The sequence below is a fragment of the Kibdelosporangium philippinense genome (assembly GCF_021390435.2).
Taxonomy (GTDB): Bacteria; Actinomycetota; Actinomycetes; order Mycobacteriales; family Pseudonocardiaceae; genus Kibdelosporangium; species Kibdelosporangium philippinense.
Map to the genome: position 1 here is coordinate 2,022,188 of NZ_JAJVCN010000004.1, position 16,515 is coordinate 2,038,702.

Annotated in this window: 15 protein-coding genes; 5 read left to right on the plus strand and 10 right to left on the minus strand. The window is 65.2% G+C overall.

Annotated features, from left to right (window positions below; translation table 11 throughout):
- Positions 1-10 precede the first annotated feature (10 nt).
- From LWC34_RS52470 to ku, 3 genes are all read left to right on the plus strand, one after another.
- Entirely contained in the window at positions 11-664 is a 654-nt protein-coding gene (locus tag LWC34_RS52470) for a TetR/AcrR family transcriptional regulator (protein ID WP_233733836.1), read from the plus strand.
- Positions 595-1,002: a RidA family protein gene (locus tag LWC34_RS52475; RefSeq protein ID WP_233733838.1), complete on the plus strand. Its 408-nt coding sequence runs from the start codon at positions 595-597 to the stop codon at positions 1,000-1,002. Before LWC34_RS52470 ends, LWC34_RS52475 begins: the two co-directional genes overlap by 70 nt.
- Before the next feature lie 129 nt (positions 1,003-1,131).
- The gene (ku, locus tag LWC34_RS52480) at positions 1,132-1,911 is read left to right on the plus strand and encodes a non-homologous end joining protein Ku (RefSeq protein WP_233733839.1); all 780 of its coding nucleotides are present in this window, start codon (positions 1,132-1,134) and stop codon (positions 1,909-1,911) included.
- Here the strand turns inward: ku and LWC34_RS58565 are convergent.
- From LWC34_RS58565 to LWC34_RS58570, 3 genes are all read right to left on the minus strand, one after another.
- Complete coding sequence (locus LWC34_RS58565; protein ID WP_233733841.1) at positions 1,877-2,236, minus strand: DUF6401 family natural product biosynthesis protein; 360 nt, start codon at positions 2,234-2,236, stop codon at positions 1,877-1,879. The genes ku and LWC34_RS58565 overlap by 35 nt on opposite strands.
- Before the next feature lie 70 nt (positions 2,237-2,306).
- Positions 2,307-4,487: an MMPL family transporter gene (locus tag LWC34_RS52490; protein WP_233733843.1), complete on the minus strand. Its 2,181-nt coding sequence runs from the start codon at positions 4,485-4,487 to the stop codon at positions 2,307-2,309.
- Between the two features lie 51 nt (positions 4,488-4,538).
- Positions 4,539-5,129 (minus strand): TetR/AcrR family transcriptional regulator, encoded by a 591-nt coding sequence (locus LWC34_RS58570; RefSeq protein WP_233733845.1) that lies wholly within the window; start codon positions 5,127-5,129, stop codon positions 4,539-4,541.
- Positions 5,130-5,256: 127 nt separating this feature from the next.
- Here LWC34_RS58570 and LWC34_RS52500 point away from each other — a divergent pair, with 127 nt between their 5' ends.
- Positions 5,257-6,453 (plus strand): cytochrome P450, encoded by a 1,197-nt coding sequence (locus LWC34_RS52500; RefSeq protein WP_235731382.1) that lies wholly within the window; start codon positions 5,257-5,259, stop codon positions 6,451-6,453.
- Between the two features lie 8 nt (positions 6,454-6,461).
- Here LWC34_RS52500 and LWC34_RS52505 read toward each other — a convergent pair whose 3' ends face one another.
- The 5 genes from LWC34_RS52505 to LWC34_RS52525 form a co-directional block, all read right to left on the minus strand.
- Positions 6,462-7,274 (minus strand): serine hydrolase domain-containing protein, encoded by an 813-nt coding sequence (locus LWC34_RS52505; RefSeq protein WP_233733848.1) that lies wholly within the window; start codon positions 7,272-7,274, stop codon positions 6,462-6,464.
- Positions 7,275-7,353: 79 nt separating this feature from the next.
- Positions 7,354-8,376 (minus strand): hypothetical protein, encoded by a 1,023-nt coding sequence (locus LWC34_RS52510; RefSeq protein WP_233733849.1) that lies wholly within the window; start codon positions 8,374-8,376, stop codon positions 7,354-7,356.
- A gap of 70 nt (positions 8,377-8,446) precedes the next feature.
- Positions 8,447-8,878, minus strand: coding sequence for a nitroreductase family deazaflavin-dependent oxidoreductase (locus LWC34_RS52515; protein WP_233733850.1), 432 nt, complete (start codon positions 8,876-8,878; stop codon positions 8,447-8,449).
- 15 nt (positions 8,879-8,893) lie between these two features.
- Positions 8,894-9,232 carry a hypothetical protein gene (locus LWC34_RS52520; RefSeq protein ID WP_233733851.1) on the minus strand — a complete coding sequence of 113 codons (339 nt, stop codon included), beginning with the start codon at positions 9,230-9,232 and terminating at the stop codon, positions 8,894-8,896.
- Between the two features lie 32 nt (positions 9,233-9,264).
- Positions 9,265-13,566: a HAMP domain-containing hybrid sensor histidine kinase/response regulator gene (locus LWC34_RS52525; protein ID WP_233734197.1), complete on the minus strand. Its 4,302-nt coding sequence runs from the start codon at positions 13,564-13,566 to the stop codon at positions 9,265-9,267.
- A 243-nt stretch (positions 13,567-13,809) separates the two neighbouring features.
- Here LWC34_RS52525 and LWC34_RS52530 point away from each other — a divergent pair, with 243 nt between their 5' ends.
- Positions 13,810-15,072 carry a PP2C family protein-serine/threonine phosphatase gene (locus LWC34_RS52530; protein WP_233733852.1) on the plus strand — a complete coding sequence of 421 codons (1,263 nt, stop codon included), beginning with the start codon at positions 13,810-13,812 and terminating at the stop codon, positions 15,070-15,072.
- Between the two features lie 43 nt (positions 15,073-15,115).
- On the opposite strand, the gene LWC34_RS52535 is transcribed toward LWC34_RS52530, so the two are convergent.
- Both LWC34_RS52535 and LWC34_RS52540 read right to left on the minus strand, forming a co-directional pair.
- On the minus strand, positions 15,116-15,475 hold the full coding sequence (locus LWC34_RS52535) for an STAS domain-containing protein (RefSeq protein WP_233733853.1): 360 nt from the start codon (positions 15,473-15,475) through the stop codon (positions 15,116-15,118).
- A gap of 9 nt (positions 15,476-15,484) precedes the next feature.
- Positions 15,485-16,492 carry a YhjD/YihY/BrkB family envelope integrity protein gene (locus LWC34_RS52540; protein ID WP_233733854.1) on the minus strand — a complete coding sequence of 336 codons (1,008 nt, stop codon included), beginning with the start codon at positions 16,490-16,492 and terminating at the stop codon, positions 15,485-15,487.
- Between the last annotated feature and the right edge of the window lie 23 nt (positions 16,493-16,515).

The window sequence follows — 16,515 nt, forward strand, 5'->3', positions numbered from 1 at the left end:
CCATCATGCCATGCCTCCGGCCCCCGGTGACCACGACGCCCGCAGACGTGACGTGTCCGAAGCGGTCTGGCGCGTCCTGGCCGCCCGCGGATTCGGCCAGCTCACGCTGCGTGCCGTCGCCGCGGAGATGGGCGCGTCGACCGGCATGCTCACGCACTACTTCCCGGCCAAACGCGACCTGGTCCGCTATGCCCACTCCGTCGCCGAAGAGCGCACGCTGGCCGCGCTGTACGGCGATCTTGACGTAACCGGGCTGGCGGCGCTATGGAAATACCTGCTCGACGTCCTGCCGCTGACGCCGGAGTCGGTCGCGATGAACCGGGTCTGGGTGAGTTTCTGGGACGCGGCGATCGGCGACGAGGAACTCGCCGCGACCGAGACCGCCCGCTACGAGCGGTGGCGCGGCAAGCTTCGGCCACATGTCCTCGCCGCGGTCGACAAGGGCGAGATCCCGGCGGACAAAGAAGTCGACGACGTGGTCGCATCGGCGGCAGCGCTGACCCACGGCCTTGTCGTGCAGTCCCTTTTCGACCCGGCCCGGTTCCCGCCGGACCGGCAGATCCAGCTGATCGACGACTACCTGAGGACGCTGACATGCCCATCCGCGACCGGTTCGACCAGATTCCCGGCAGCGCGCCAGGCGTCGGATACACCCACGCCATAACGGCATCCGGGCAGTTGGCGTTCGTGTCCGGCCAGGTCGCACTGGACGAGAACGGACAGCTTGTCGGCGCCGACGACTTCGCCGCGCAGGCCCGGCAAGCCTTGCGGAACCTGGCGAACGTCCTGAAGCGGCTCGGCGCGACCTGGGGCGATGTCGTGCGGTTCAACTGGTACCTGGTCGACACGTCCGAGCTGCCGATCCTGCGGCAGATCCGGGACGAGTTTATCCTCCCTGCGCTCGACGGCCGCCCGGCTCCGGCCAGCACGTTGATCCAGGTCGCCGGGTTGTTCCGGCCGGACTGCCTGATCGAGGTGGACGCGGTGGTAGCTATCCCCTGAATCCGCAGGTAGACCCTCGTGAGTGGTTATCAGGGTTAGAACACGGATAACCACTCACGAGGGTCTACCTGGGGCTCGGCACTCGAATGGGCCTGTTTTCCGCCTCGGGCGCGGGGTAGCACGGAAGCTATGCGAGCTGTGTGGCGGGGAACCGTGGCGATTGGCCTTGTGACAATAGGTGTACGCGCCTACACCGCGACCAAGGATCATGATTTCCGGTTCCACCACGTGCATCGGGTCGATGTCGGCCGGATCCGCTACCGGCGGGAGTGCGAGGCGTGCGGCGAGGAGATCGACTTCGCTGACGTGGCAAGGGGTTACGAGCTGCCCGACGGGCGCCTCGTCCTGCTCGACCGTGCTGACTTCGACTCGCTGCCGAGCTCGTCTGACCGCACGATGCAGGTGCGGTACTTCGCGCGGGCTGACGACATCCACCCGGTCTACTTCCAGCGCAGCTACTACCTCGAACCCGAGGACAACGCGGTGCAGTCGTATGCCTTGCTGCGACAGGCAATGGAACGCACAAACCGGCTCGCTGTCGTGAAGATCTGCTTGCGCCGCAAGGAAGTTCTCGCTGCCGTGCAGCCACGCGGCGATCTGCTGGTACTGCACACCATGTTTTGGCCTGACGAGATCCAGCCCGCTGATTTCCCTGTTCTGCAACGGGAAATCACGGTCCGTCCACAAGAGATCGCTGCCGCGACCGCGTTGGTGATGAGTATGGCTGCGGAGTTCCGGCCGGGGGAGTTCGCCGACGACTACCAGGAAGCGCTTGCTCGGCTGATTGAAGCGAAGACCGACGAGGCGCAGTCGCCGCCGATTCCCGTACAGCGAGACGGGGATACGACGATGGATTTGATGGAGGCGTTGCGGCTCAGCGTAGAGCGCGCGCGGTTGGACGATTTCTAGCAACCACGCAACAGGCGAGCAAACGCAACGACAGGCCGTCCAAAGACGTCCATACGAGTGGGGGTTCCCATCCGGCCTTGACCGCTTCCTGGTGAATCTCCTCGGCGTAGATTGCCAATAGCACCAACGGTGGCGCCTGGACAAGGTCCTTACGGATGGCGGCGTCTCGGTCCAATTGGGTTAGTACCACGTGGACATGGTTGTCCAGTGCCGCGGCGATCACTGGATCGTGGTCAGCCGCGGTGTGGCCATGCTGAAGACGGTCGTCCAGCCTGCGCAGCCAGCGCCGGGCGGACCACCTGGCAGCACGGTCCCAAATGCTCACGTATCAGATTCTGTTAGACGGACGTGGTTTCGGCGGCCGTACAAATTTACGCTGTACGGCCGCCGAACGCTCACACCGGCTCAGGAACCTTCTCGTGCCGCTCCTGCTGCCCGATGTGCCGGGCAAGCGTTTCGCCTTCCACATCCACGTTCGGGGTAATCCGATCGAGGAAGCGCGGGAACCACCACGCGGCCTTGCCGAACAGCGTCATCAAGGCTGGGACCAGCGTCATCCGGATCACGAAGGCGTCGATCAGCACACCGAACGCCAGCGCGAAGCCCATCGACTTGATGACCGTGTCGTGCGAGAACACGAAGCCCATGAACACCGCGGTCATGATCAGCGCGGCGGCGGTGACCACGCGGGCGCTGTGGCCGAGGCCGTCGACGACCGCTTGCTTCGGTGTGTCCCCGTGCACGAAGGACTCCCGCATGCCGGACACCAGGAACACCTCGTAGTCCATGGCGAGGCCGAACAGGATGCCGGTCATCAGGATCGGCAGGAAGCTGATGATCGGCGAGCCGTGCGTGACGCCGAGCAGGTCGCCGAGCCAGCCCCACTGGAAGATCGCCACCACGGCGCCGATCGACGCGGCGACGGTGAGCAGGAAGCCCGCGGTCGCCTTGATCGGCACGAGGATCGACCGGAACATGATCGCCAGCAGGATCAGCGACAGGCCGACAATGACGATCAGATAGGTCGGCAGCGCGTTGGACAGCTTCTGCGACACGTCGATGTTCAGCGCGGTCTGGCCGGTGATCCCGATCGTCGAGCCGGTCTGTGCCCTGATCTCGCCCGTCTGCGCGCGCAGCTGCGCGACCAGGTCCTTTGTGGCCTCAGTGGACGGTCCGCTGTTCGGGATCAGTTGCAGTACGGCGGTTGTGCCATCCGGGCTCACGCCCGCGGGCACGACCCTGGTGACGTCCTTGACCGTGCTCAACTTGCCGACCAGCGCACCAAGCGCTTGCTGCGGGTTCACGCCGGACGGCAGGTCGGCGACGACAACCAGCGGGCCGCTGAAGCCGGGCCCGAAAGCCTCGGTGACGAGCGCGTTCGCGCGCTGCTGCGGGCTGCCCTCCGGCGCGGTCGAGTCGTCCGGCAGGCCCATTTCCAGCGAGAACGCCGGAATCGCGATCGCGCCAAGGGAAACAACGATCAGCACGAGCGCGGTGATCGGACGCTTGGACACCGCGCGGCCCCAGCGGTAGCCGAACGCTTCCTTCTTGTCCGGGTCCATGTCCTTGGCGCGGGACTTCTCCGAGACGATCTTCTCCCCGACAAACCCGAGGATCGCCGGGACCAGCGTCAACGCGACAAGAACGGCGATCGCGACGGTCGCGGCAGCGGCAAGACCCATGACCGACAGGAACGGAATCCCGACGACGGTCAGGCCGACCAGCGCGATGATCACCGTAAGACCTGCGAAGAACACCGCGCTACCAGCGGTTCCGATCGCCCGTGCGATGGATTCGTTGACCTCCATGCCACCAAGCACTTGCTTGCGGTGCCGGTGCACGATGAACAGCGCGTAGTCGATGCCGACGGCGAGGCCGAGCATCAGCGCGAGCACGGGCGCGGTCGAGGACATGTCGATCACGCTGGTCAGCGCGTACAGGCCACCGATGCCGATGCCGACGCCGATCAGTGCCGTCAACATGGGCAGACCAGCGGCGACGAGCGAGCCGAACGTCAGGATCAGCACGATCGCCGCGATCACCACACCGATGCCTTCGGTGACGCCGATCGCGACCATCTCGCCCGCGATCTCCTGGCTGTACGCGGCCTCGATGCCCGAGTTCGACGCGGCCTGGACGGCGTTCTTGATCGCGTCCTTCGTCGACTCCTTGACCTCAGGCGGCGAGACCGAGAACTGCACCTGAGCGAGGCCGATCCGGCCGTCCTGCGAGATCGCCTGCGTGACGAACGGGCTGAACGCGCCCGCCACCTGCTCGGTCTTGCCGATCTGCGCGATCACGCCGTCGATGACTGGCTGCTCCTGGGCGAGGGTCCTACCCTGCGGAGCAGCGAACACGATCCGGCCGGACGCGCCCGCGGCCTGCGGCAGCTTCTCCTTCAGGTGATCGAGTGCCTGCTGCGACTCGACGCCAGGGATGGAGAACTGGTTGGTCGTCTGGCCTGCGAATCCGAGTGCACCGACTCCGGCGACCGCCAGCACCAACAGCCAGATGCCGAGGACAAGACCTCTACGCCGTCTGGCCGCGTGCGCGAGCCGGTAGAGCAGCTTCGCCACGGGCGTGCTCCTTCTTGGGATGTTCTTGGTGTGGGAACCGATCCGCGCTGATCAGCTCTGAGGTTGGAATCCGGTGCGCAGGTAGCCGAACGCCTCGTCGACGAGGGCGCTCACGTTGGCTTCCGGGTCGTCACCGGCATGGTTGATCGCGGCAGTGACCAGCCCGAACGCGGCGTGGACCAGTGCGAGAGGGAAGAAGGTGGGGCAGCCGGACGGCATCCGTTCGGCGAGCGCCTCGTGCGCGCCCTGCACCATCCGTTCCCGCACAGCCAGCTCGTACGGAACAAGCTCGGGGTAGTCGGAAGCGATCGTGGACAACCGGTTGATCAGGCCGAGGTTGTCCGGGCGGATGACCTGCTCGACGACCAGGCGCAACGAGTCGAGCAACGGCTCGTCGGCGGGACGGTCTCGCAGTGCGGCCATGCCGTCGTCGAAGACGAACCCGCCGACCGCGACAACTGCCTCTTCCTTGCGGTTGAAGTAGTTGAAGAAGGTCCGGCGGGAGACGTTGACCCGGTCGGTGACGTCCTCGACGACAAACCCGTGCAACCCCTGCTCCGTGGCGAGTTCGAATGCCGCGAAGCCGAGCGCTCGTCGCGTCTCGTACTTCTTCGCCTCGCGAATCCCCGGTTTGGGTGTCACACGATCAGGCTACCGCGTAATCTTGCCCGCCGTGCAACTTTGCCCGCCGTGCAGGAATGTGACCTTGCTCATGGGTTAGCGTTCCGGGGTGCCGAACGTGTTCGATCCACGGGTGTTCGCTGCGGGCATGCCGCACGAGGCTTTCCAGGAACTACGCGACACAGCACCGGTCAGCTGGCAGGACGAGCACGCGGTGCTCGACTGGCCCGCGGGGCCGGGCTATTGGGCGGTGACCCGGTACGCGGACGTGCGGCACGTGCTGCGAACGCCCGAGGTGTTCTCCTCCTGGCTCGGCGCGACCCAGATCCGTGACCCGGAACCCGACGATCTGGCCTTCATCCGGCGAATGATCCTCAACATGGATCCGCCGGAGCACCAACGGCTTCGAAAGATCGTCGCGGCGGTGTTCACCCGGCGCAGGCTGGAACAATCGGCTGCCGAGATCACGGCCCGCGCGTCGGCTTTGCTGTCTTCGGTTGTTTCGCGCGGTTCGTGCGATCTGCCTGTCGACGTCACTGACGACTTCCCGTTGCTCAATCTAGCCGACCTGCTCGGTGTGCCGCCATCGGACCGAAACCTGTTGCTGCGCTGGACAAATCGTGTGATCGGCTACCAGGATCCGGAACACGCCGACGAGGTCGTGCGGGATGCTTCGGGCAAGCCGCTCAATCCACGCTCGCCCGCGATGCTCGCGGACATGTTCGGGTATGCGTCGGAATTGGCTGAGTACAAGCGTAAGCATCCCCGTGATGACCTGATGTCCGCTTTGGTCAGTGCCACAGTGGACGGTCGGATGCTCGACGATGCCGAGCTGCAGATGTTCTTCTTCTTGGTGGTTATCGCCGGAAATGACACGGTTCGCAGTGCGCTGCCTGGTGGCGTCCTAGCGCTTGTTCAACACCAAGGGGAGTATCGCCGATTGAAGTCCAATGTGGACTTGGTTGACTCGGCGGTCGAGGAGATTCTGCGCTGGCACCCGCCGGTGCTGAGCTTCCGCCGGACCGCGGCATGTGACGTTGTCCTTGGCGGGCAGGAGATTCGCGCTGGTGACAAGGTTGTCGTGTACCACGTGTCCGCGCATTACGACTCGCGGCAGTTCCCGGACCCGTTCCGGTTCGACATCACTCGGACGCCGAACGACCATATGGCCTTCGGACAAGGCCCGCACCTGTGCCTCGGGGCGCATTTCGGGCGGCTGCAGATGCGGATCTTCTTCCGGGAGTTCCTTCGGCGGTTGCCGGAGGTGGAGCTGGACACCGAGCCGGTGCGGTTGACGTCGAACTTCATCAACGGCATAACGCATTTGACGTTGAGGTGGAGATAGCGGGTTTCTCAGCCGATCTCGGCAAGAACCGCATCACTCAACACCGGCCACACCTCAGCCGCCCACTCGCCGAAGGCCCGGTCGGTCAGCGCGATCGTCGAGATCCCGGCCTGCGGGTCGACCCACAGGAACGTGCCGCTCTGTCCGAAGTGCCCGAACGTCTCCGGCGAGTTGTTCTTGCCGGTCCAATGCGGACTCTTGTGGTCCCTGATGGAGAACCCGAGCCCCCAGTCATTGGGCTTCTGCGGGCCGAATCCAGGCAAAACCCCGTTCAACCCTGGAAAGACAACGGTCGTCGCCTCCGCGAACAGCTCCCCGGAAACCAAAACAGGCTTCAACAACTCAGCGGCGAACTTGCTCAAATCGGCGCAAGTGGACACACCGGCATGCGCGGCACTGCCCTTGAGCGTCGTGTCGTTCATGCCGAGCGGCGCGAAAACAGCCTCGGCGAGATAGGCGTTGAACGGAATGCCCGACGCCTGCTGAACGGCCTCGGCGAGCGCGTCGAACCCCATGTTGGAGTAGATCCGCCTGGTGCCGGGCTGCGCCTGGATCCTGTCCTCCGACATCGCCAGCCCGGACGCGTGCGCGAGCAGGTGCCGGATCGTCGAACCTTCGGGACCCGCGGGCTCGTCCAACTCGACCGCACCCTCCTCGACCGCGATGAGCGTCGCGTAGGAGGTCAGCAGCTTGGTCACGGAGGCGAGCGGGAACAGTTGCTTCTGGTCACCATGCGACCCGAGGACCTGCCCGTCGCGGCCGACCACGGCCACAGCCACGTTGTCGACCGGCCACGTCTTCACCAGCGCCAAGCTCTCCATGGGCCAAACGCTATACGATCGCCAAGGTGCGGAAGTTCTCGGTGACGGATACCGATCGCCACCCCGTCCGAGATCTTCTTCAGGTGGACTTGCGCTGAAACACGCCAGGGTCAACCGTGATCGAGCCGGTAGCAAGGAAGAACGGCGACGGAACCGGCGGCCGTCGGAGCCTGAGTAGCCGCTGCAACGCAAGCACTGGCCAGTGAGGTGCACGCCTTGTCCCGCTGAAGAACACGGTCGCGGATTCCGGATCCTCGAACGCCAGCGAGGGACCGTAGGTTCCGTGGCCGAACCATGACGGAGTTCCTGGCAAGTCAGTATCGAGGAGACGCTGGGGTGCGGACCATTCCGACCGGCGCCCGCTGGGATGCCGTGCGGTCATCCACCACAGGCCCTGCTCCGGGAAATCAGGCGTGCCATGCAGGTTGGAGCCACGAGCGAGTACCATAACCCACTCGTCGCCGCGGCGAACGACTGTGTTGTCGAAGAATCCTTCCGAGGAGTCTGCGAAGACCGCCGGCGGAGTCCAGCCGGTGAGGCCATCCGAGCTTTCGGTGTACCGCAGCTCGTAGTCCGGTAGCTCGCCAGGACCGACCTCATGGGGATTGGCCTGGTACCACATCCGGTAACGACCTTCGGCGTACACGACGAGCGGTTCAAGGACACTTGACCGCCGCGAATCGCCGACAATGACAGGAGAGTCTCGGCGCACCCATTCGCCGTCGCGCCGCTCCAGTACGCCGATCGAGTATCGGCTCTTTGGCCCGTAATGCTTTGAGGTCAGTCGGCCGGTATAATAGATGCGCTCGCCGTGGCCGCCTGCCGGTGGCACGTAGCTCGGCGTATGCATTCCACCCGCATCCCAGGAACCCCGTGGCGCGTCTGGAGCGAGCGCGGCAACCCGACCTCGGCTGTCCGTATCGAAAACCCAGGCGCCCTCGACCAACTTCGCGCGGTACAAGCGATTGCGGAACCGGGTGGAGAAGCCGCCAAGGAACATCGTCCACTGGCCATCGATATCGTGCACGTCGGGATCGCCGACACCGAGCAACCCTCGGGGCATCGGCCCGTCGACCATGTCCCACAGCACACGGGCTGTCATGACAAACGACCTCCTGAGCAGGGACTCCCCTGTGGCCCAGGTAGGTCGTTGTCACGACATTAGCAGAAAGTTACTTGGGGTCGAGGACGAACACCGGGATCTGCCGGTCGGTCTTGGTCTGGTACTCGGCATAAGGCGGATAGGCCGCGACGGCCCGCTCCCACCATTCGTCCCGCTCGGCGCCGTCGACCTCGCGCGCGACGAAGTCCTTCGTCACGGTCCCGTCCTGGAGCGGGAACTCCGGGTACGCCTTGATGTTGTGGTACCAGGTCGGATGCTGGGGTGCGCCACCCTTCGACGCCACGACCGCGTACCGGCCATTGTGCTCCACCCGCATCACTGGGGTGTAGCGCAGCTTGCCGGTTTTCGCGCCACGCAGCGTCAGCAAAACGATGGGCCTGTCGTAAACCTCGACACCATCAGTGGTGCCGGTCTCGAGGATCTTCGTGGTCTGGTCGTGCACCCAATCCGTCGGGCTGAGCTCTACGGTCTCGTCTGACATGGTCGCTGCCAACGCTCACCGCGCCACGTTTATTCCCGGCGGCGCGATCTGTCCAAAAGGGAGTTGGGCGAGCGCGTCAGCGGCTGCGCTTGAATGCTCTTCGGCTTGCGCGTAATTGCCTTCGGAGCGGCACAGCTCGCCGAGTCCGGACCGAGCGCGGACCTCGGCGAATCCGGCAGCCGGAGCCTGCTGGTCACCAGCACCAAGTGACCGGCCGATTCCGGCACACCGAGATGCACGTTCCGGCACGCCGTGTCCACCGTTGCGGCACATCGTGTCCACCGTTCCGGCACATCGAGTCCGCCTTTCCCATCCGGCGAGGGGAATTTCGGTGTGCCGGAATGTGCGACTCACTGTGTCGCAATGGTGGACACGCCCGGGGGTTTTTAGACCGTGGTTTCCTCGCCGTCGAGGTGCTTGGAGATCAGCCGCAGCAGGCGGTTGTTGTTGACCGGTTTGGTGACGTAGTCGTTCGCACCGGCCGCCAGGGTCCGTTCGCGGTCCTCCGGCATCGCCTTGGCCGTCACGGCGATCACCGGCAGATCCCGGTGTGACGACATCTCGCGGATCGCCGCGATCGTCGCGTTCCCGTCCAGCTCGGGCATCATCACGTCCATCAGGACCAGCGTGATGTCCTTGTACTGCTCCAAAGCACGCACACCCGCGACGCCGTTGTCCGCGTAGACCACGTCAAGGCCGTGCTGTTCGAGCATGGCGGTCAGCGCGAAGACGTTACGCAGGTCGTCATCCACGATCAGGATCTTCTCGCCGTGGAAGCGCAGCGACAACGGGATGCTCGGGTCTTCATCGACCTCGTCCTCCAGCACCGGCGGGCTTTCCACCACCATCGGCGCGGGCGCGGGCGCGGGTGACACCAGCAGCGCCGCCTTCTCCGGCTGTTCCACCGCGAGGTACAGCGTGAAGATGCTGCCAGACCCAGGTTCGCTGGTCACGTGCAGCTCACCGGCCAGCAGTTGGGTCAGCTGCCGGGAGATCGACAGGCCGAGGCCGGTTCCACCGTACTTACGGCTGGTCGTGCCGTCTGCCTGCTGGAACGCTTCGAAGATGACTGCCAGTTTGTCCTGCGGGATACCGATTCCGGTGTCCTCGACGGCGAACGCGATCACCGCGTCGGCCGACCGCATCCGCGCGGTCTTCATCATCGCCGGGTCGACCATCGTGATCCGCAGTTCCACCCGGCCTTCGTGGGTGAACTTCACCGCGTTGGACAACAGGTTCCGCAGGATCTGCTGCAGCCGGTGCTCGTCGGTGTGCAAAGTGGACGGTACGGACGGCTCGACGGTGACCGCGAAGTCCAGCCCTTTCTCCGTGGTCAACGGGCGGCACAGCGCGTCGACGTAGCTGACCAGCTCGGGCAGTGCGAAGTCGTTGACCTGCAGCTCAAGGTGCCCGGCCTCGACCTTGGTCAGGTCGAGGATGTCGTCGATCAGCTGCTGCAGGTCGCTGCCCGCGGAGTAGATCGTCTTGGCGAACTCACGCTGGCGAGCCGTCAGGTTGCCTTCGAGGTTGTCGCTCAACAGCTTCGCCAGGATCAACGCGCTGTTGAGTGGCGTACGCAGCTCGTGCGACATGTTCGCCATGAACTCCGACTTGTACTTCGACGCGGTCGCCAGCTGCTGCGCGCGGTCCTCGAGCTCTTGGCGGGCCTGCTCGATCTCGGAGTTCTTCACCTCGATGTCACGGTTCTGCCTGGCCAGCAGTGCCGCCTTCTCGGCAAGCTCGGTGTTCGAGCTCTGCAGCTCGTCCTGCTGCGCCTGCAGCTGCTCGGAACGGGCCCGCAGCTCGCGCGTCAGGCGCTGCGACTCGGCCAGCAGCGCCTCGGTGCGCGCGTTGGCCAGCAGCGTGTTCATGTTGACGCCGATGGTCTCCTTGAGCTGATTGAGCAAGTCGTGGTGGACCGGCGTGAACTCGTTGACCGACGCCAGCTCGATCACGCCGAGCACCTGGCCCTCGAACAGCACCGGCAGCACGATCACGTTCTTCGGCGACGTCGAACCAAGCCCGGACGAGACCTTGATGTACTCGGCGGGCGCGCCGGTCATCACGATCCCGCGCTTGTCCACAGCCGCTTGCCCGACAAGGGATTCACCGAACTCGAACTTCACCGGACCGTCCGCTTCGGACCGCCCGTACGCGGCGATCCGCCGCAACCACGTCCCCGCGTCGCCGCTCTCGGCCAGGAACACCGCGCCGTACTGGGCGCGGACCAGGGGAGCAAGCTCGCTCAGGATCAGCGACGTGACCGCGCTGAGGTCACGGTGGCCCTGCATCAATCCGGAGATCCGGGCGAGGTTGGTCTTGAGCCAGTCCTGTTCCTCGTTGGTCTTCGTCGTTTCCTTGAGCGTCAGGATCATCTGGTTGATGTTGTTCTTCAGATCCGCGAGCTCACCGGACGCGTCCACGGTGATCTGCCTGGTCAGGTCGCCCGCGGTCACGGCCGTGGCGACCGCGCCGATCGCACGCACCTGCGTGGTCAGGTTGCCTGCGAGCTCGTTCACGCTCACGGTCAGCCGCTGCCACGTGCCCGACACGTCGACCACGTTGGCCTGACCACCGAGTTTGCCTTCCGTGCCGACCTCGCGGGCGACACGCGTGACCTCGACGGCGAACGACGACAGCCGGTCGACCATCGTGTTCAGCGTGTTCTTCAACTCGAGCATCTCGCCACGGGCCGTCACGTCGATCTTCTTCGACAGGTCACCGTTGGCCACGGCCGTGGTCACCTGAGCGATGTTGCGCACCTGCGTGGTCAGATTCTCGGCCATGACGTTGACGTTGTCGGTCAGTTCCTTCCACGTGCCCGCCACGTTCGGCACACGCGCCTGACCACCCAGCGTTCCGTCCGTACCGACCTCGCGCGCCACACGCGTGACCTCGTCACCGAACGCGCGGAGCGTGTCGACCATGCCGTTCATCGTTCCGGCCAGGTCAGCGACCTCGCCGCTGGCGTCGACGTTGATCTTCTTCGACAAGTCGCCGTTGGCCACCGAGTTCGCGACCGTCGCGATGCTTCGCACCTGGGTCGTCAGGTTCTCGGCCATGACGTTGACGTTGTCGGTCAGGTCCTTCCAGGTACCGGCAACGCCACGGACCTGCGCCTGGCCGCCGAGCTTGCCTTCCGTGCCCACTTCGCGGGCCACGCGCGTGACCTCGTCGGCGAAGGCTGACAGCTGGTCGACCATGGTGTTGAGCGTGTTTTTGAGCTCCAGGATCTCGCCGCGCGCGTCAACGGTCATCTTCTGCGTCAGGTCACCACGGGCCACGGCCGTGGTCACCTGAGCGATGTTGCGGACCTGGTCAGTCAGGTTGTCCGCCATGAAGTTCACGGAGTTGGTCAGCTCACGCCACGTTCCCGCGACACCAGGCACCAACGCCTGACCACCCAGCCGCCCGTCGCTACCGACCTCGCGGGCCACGCGCGTGACCTCGTCGGCGAAGGAGGAGAGCTGGTCGACCATGGTGTTGAGGGTGTTTTTGAGTTCCAGGATCTCGCCGCGCGCGTCGACGTTGATCTTCTGCGTCAGGTCACCACGCTGCACGGCCGCCGCGACCGTCGCGATGCTTCGCACCTGGTCAGTCAAGTTCCCGGCCATGAAGTTCACCGAGTCGGTGAGGTCACGCCACGTACCCGCGACCCCGGTCACCTGCGCCTGACCACCCAGGATGCCGTCCGTGCCGACCTCGCGGGCCACGCGGGTGACTTCCTCGGCGAAGGAGGAGAGCTGGTCGACCATGGTGTTGAGGGTGTTTTTGAGCTCCTGGATTTCGCCGCGGGCGTCGACGTTGATCTTCTGGGTCAGGTCGCCCCTCGCCACCGCGGTCGCCACGGTCGCGATCTTGCGGACCTGGTCGGTCAGGTTGCCCGCCATCAGGTTCACCGAGTCGGTGAGGTCTCGCCAGGTCCCGCCAACCCCAGGAACAGTGGCCTGACCACCCAGGATGCCCTCGGTACCCACTTCGCGGGCCACACGCGTGACCTCGTCGGCGAAGGAGGAGAGCTGGTCGACCATGGTGTTGAGGGTGTTTTTGAGCTCCAGGATCTCGCCGCGGGCACCCACGTTGATCTTCTGCGTCAGGTCACCACGCGCCACCGCCGTCGCCACGCGCGCGATGTCACGCACCTGGTCGGTCAGGTTCCCGGCCATCAAGTTGACCGAGTCGGTCAGGTCACGCCAGATGCCGATGACACCGGGCAGCTGCGCCCGGCCGCCGAGAATGCCCTCGGTACCGATCTCCCGGCCGACCCTGGTCACCTCGGACGCGAACAGCGAGAGCTGGTCGACCATCCGGTTCACGGTGTGCGCGAGGTCCAGCACGTCACCGCCGAGCGGCTTGCCGTCGATCTCCACCGGCATCCGCTTGGTCAGATCACCCTCGGCCACGGAGGTCAGCACGTGGTTGATCTCGACAGTCGGCCTGGTCAGGTGGTCGATCAGCTCGTTGACGACCGACGTCGCCACGCCCCAGCCGCCAGTGTCGCCGGTCGGCCGTAGCCGTTCGTGCAACACGCCCTGGGCCGCGACGCTCTCGCGCACTCTCAGTAGCTCGTTGACCAGCAGCTGGTTACGCTCCGCGATCTCGTTGAACGCGGCGGCCAGCTGCGCGGAGCGGCCTCCGCCGGTGGCGACGATGCGGCGCCGGAAATTGCCTTCACGCAGGTCTTCCATCGCGACCAGCAGCCGGTCCAGCGTCGTGTCCTCGCCATCCTGGCTCACAGAATCTTGGTTGATGTGCGTAGTCACGGCGACTGCTCCCCGGATCGAGGCGACGTTCATGGCCTGGGGCGTGTCTGTTCAGACACGCCCTTACCTTGCCATGTTTATCCACAGCCGTGGTGGCAGGTAGCTACCTGCGTCGTCGCAGGCGCTACGGTTAGACCTGAAGTTGCCGAAGCGTCAGCGAGGTGCGGGATGACCGATGCAGCGGCATCGGCCCGTCCGGCCGTTGCCCAGCAGGGTGATACGGCCTTCCTTGCCGAGGTGGGCGGACGGCTCTGCGGCAGCATGGACACCGACACGGCCGCGACGATCGTCGCGGAGCTCGCCAGTCCTGTACTGGCCGAGCGTGCGGTGGTGTTGTTGCCTGCGTCGCGTGGTCGTTGGGAGTGGTGGAGCCACGTCCTTGACGGCCGGTCCACACACGGCAGGGTCAGGAGACTGGCTCCCTCGATAGCGCCCGTGCTCGCCAGAGCCATGTTCGCGACGCAGCCGACGGTCAGAGTGTTGCCGCAGGCCGAGGTCGACGCCATTCCCGGCACGTTGCACGAGATGTTCGCCGAATGTGCCGAGGTCAGCGTGGTCCCTCTGGTTGCGGCGAATGAAACCCCCGGTGTGCTGATCTTGGCCAGGAGCGAGGCGCTGGCCGAGCGGGAGAGGCATGTCGTCATGCAGTTCGCCGAGCGTGCCGGAGCGGCACTCGGCGCGGCAGCCGTGCTCGGCAAAGTGCGTGCCGCGATCGAAGGCCTGGAATCCACGCTGCACCCGGCCGAACTGCCGAGCGTCCCCGGCGCCCGGATGGCCGCGTTCTACCGCCCGGCTGCCAGTCCACTGCAGGTCGGCGGCGATTTTTACGACGTGCACCCGCGCTCGGACGGCACCTTGTTGTTCCTGCTCGGCGACGTGTGCGGCAACGGCCCCGAGGCAGCCGCGCTGACCGGCAGCATCAGGCACGCCCTGAGCGCGTTGCACCTGGTCGAGAAGGAGCCGCAGCGGCTGCTGGACCTGGTCAATCAGACCTTGCTGGCCACGGGGCGCAGCCGGTTCGCGAGTCTCGTGGTCGGTTCGCTGACCGCGCGCGGCGCGGACACGATGCGTCTTTCGTTGGGCTCCGGAGGGCACCCGAGCCCGCTGGTCCTCCGCAGGGACGGTCGCGTCGAAGAGGTGATCATCCCAGGCATGCTCGTCGGGGTGACCGCCAACGCGAAGTTCGGCCAGGAGTCCGTCGAGCTACGCCGTGGCGACATCTGCCTGCTCTACACCGACGGCATCAGCGAAGCGCGCGGCGGACCGAGCGGTGACGAGATGTACGGCGAAACCAGGTTGCACGAGCTGCTGTCCAGCAGCCTCGGGATGCCGATGGACGCCCTGCTCACGAAGATCAACACCAGCGTGCGCGAATGGCTGGGCGGAAACGACCACGACGACATCGCGCTGCTGGCGATCCAGCCCTACTGAACCCCTCGTGAGTGGTTAGGCGGGTTAGAACACGCGTAACCACTCACGAGGTGTTCAATGCAGCCAATGCATCAGGGATCGATGGATAGATCGGCAGGACCTGTTCGAGGCCGGTGATCTTCAGCGGGCGCATGATCGGTGAGCCGCCGGTGACGATGCCCCATCTGATGTTGCGCCGCTCGGTCTCGTGATGCGTCTCCACCAGCGCCGAGAAGCCGAGCGAGCCCATGAACGTCACGCCGTCCAAGTTGAGAACGAAGGCGTTTCCGCTGGCCACACCCTGTGCGAGGCCTTCTTTGAAGGCATCGGCCGACGACAGGTCGATATCTCCGGTCACGTGCGCGACGGTCACCGCCGACTCGTGACGTTCCAGCTGGATCTGGATGACGTCGCTGTCGGACACCATGTCTCCCTACCTGCGGGTTTTGCGTCGGAAGGTCCGCTGGATCCATAAGGCCGCTACCGCGCCCGCCGCCACCAGCCAACCTGCGGCCGCCAGGCCAAGCGGAGGCCCGGCGGGGTTGTTGCCAAGGTACTCCGGTCGTTGCTCCGGTTGGACCACCGCGGGGGTGGGATCGGGATTTCCGGCCGTCGCGATCCAGGTCGCGACGAGTAGCAACAACCGCGCGACGAGATAGATGAACACGAGAAGACCGATGATCGACCCGAACGCGGCCGTGGTGGGGGACCGGCCGAGCAGGCTCAAATAGACGTTGGCGGCGATCTTGAGGATCTCGAAGCCGATGGCCGCGGCGAGCGCGCCACGGATCGCGGATCGCATGTGGACTTTGGCGCGCGGCAGTCTGATCAGGACCCAGAGGAAGACCAGCCAGTCGGCGAAGATCGCCAGTGGAACGGACAACAAGGACAAAACCGTTCCAGCCCAAGGCTGGTCGTCCATGCCCGTCCACCGAAGGACCGCGCTGTTGAGCCAGCTGCCCGCAGCAGTGAGCGAGAACGAGACCAGCAATGCGATCGCGAGGCTGATCAACGCGAGCAGGTCCCACAGGATCGTGCGGAAGAACGGCAGCTGCGGGCGTTCCAGGTCCCACATCGCGGTCAGCGCGTCACGCAAGGCGTTCATCCAGCCCCAGCCCGCGTACAAGCCGATCACCAGACCGAAGACACCGAGTGACGCACGCTGAGCGATGACGTTGTCGTAGACGTTGGCGGCGAAGCTGTCCAGACCGGACGGCAGCGCCTGGATCATGGTGATCCGCAGATCACGGGTGATCTCGTCACTGTCAGCGAGGATGAAACCGGTGACCGACAGGCCGACCATCAAGATCGGCACAACCGACAGCACGCTGAAATACGTGATCGCGGCCGCGTACTGATAGGCGTTGTGTTCGATGTACCGATCGAGCGCCCTGACCAAATGGTCGAACCAGGCGTATCGGTGCCTCAGCCGCGTAATCACCGCACGATTCTCGCTGACGGATG

Excerpts from the sequence above, each read along its gene's own strand:
- LWC34_RS52470 (WP_233733836.1), top strand. The coding sequence starts at position 11 with ATGCCTCCGGCCCCCGGTGACCACGACGCCCGCAGACGTGACGTGTCC.
- LWC34_RS52475 (WP_233733838.1), top strand. The coding sequence starts at position 595 with ATGCCCATCCGCGACCGGTTCGACCAGATTCCCGGCAGCGCGCCAGGC.
- ku (WP_233733839.1), top strand. The coding sequence starts at position 1,132 with ATGCGAGCTGTGTGGCGGGGAACCGTGGCGATTGGCCTTGTGACAATA.
- LWC34_RS52500 (WP_235731382.1), top strand. The coding sequence starts at position 5,257 with ATGCCGCACGAGGCTTTCCAGGAACTACGCGACACAGCACCGGTCAGC.
- LWC34_RS52505 (WP_233733848.1), bottom strand. The coding sequence starts at position 7,274 with ATGGAGAGCTTGGCGCTGGTGAAGACGTGGCCGGTCGACAACGTGGCT.
- LWC34_RS52510 (WP_233733849.1), bottom strand. The coding sequence starts at position 8,376 with ATGACAGCCCGTGTGCTGTGGGACATGGTCGACGGGCCGATGCCCCGA.
- LWC34_RS52515 (WP_233733850.1), bottom strand. The coding sequence starts at position 8,878 with ATGTCAGACGAGACCGTAGAGCTCAGCCCGACGGATTGGGTGCACGAC.
- LWC34_RS52525 (WP_233734197.1), bottom strand. The coding sequence starts at position 13,566 with ATGGAAGACCTGCGTGAAGGCAATTTCCGGCGCCGCATCGTCGCCACC.
- LWC34_RS52530 (WP_233733852.1), top strand. The coding sequence starts at position 13,810 with ATGACCGATGCAGCGGCATCGGCCCGTCCGGCCGTTGCCCAGCAGGGT.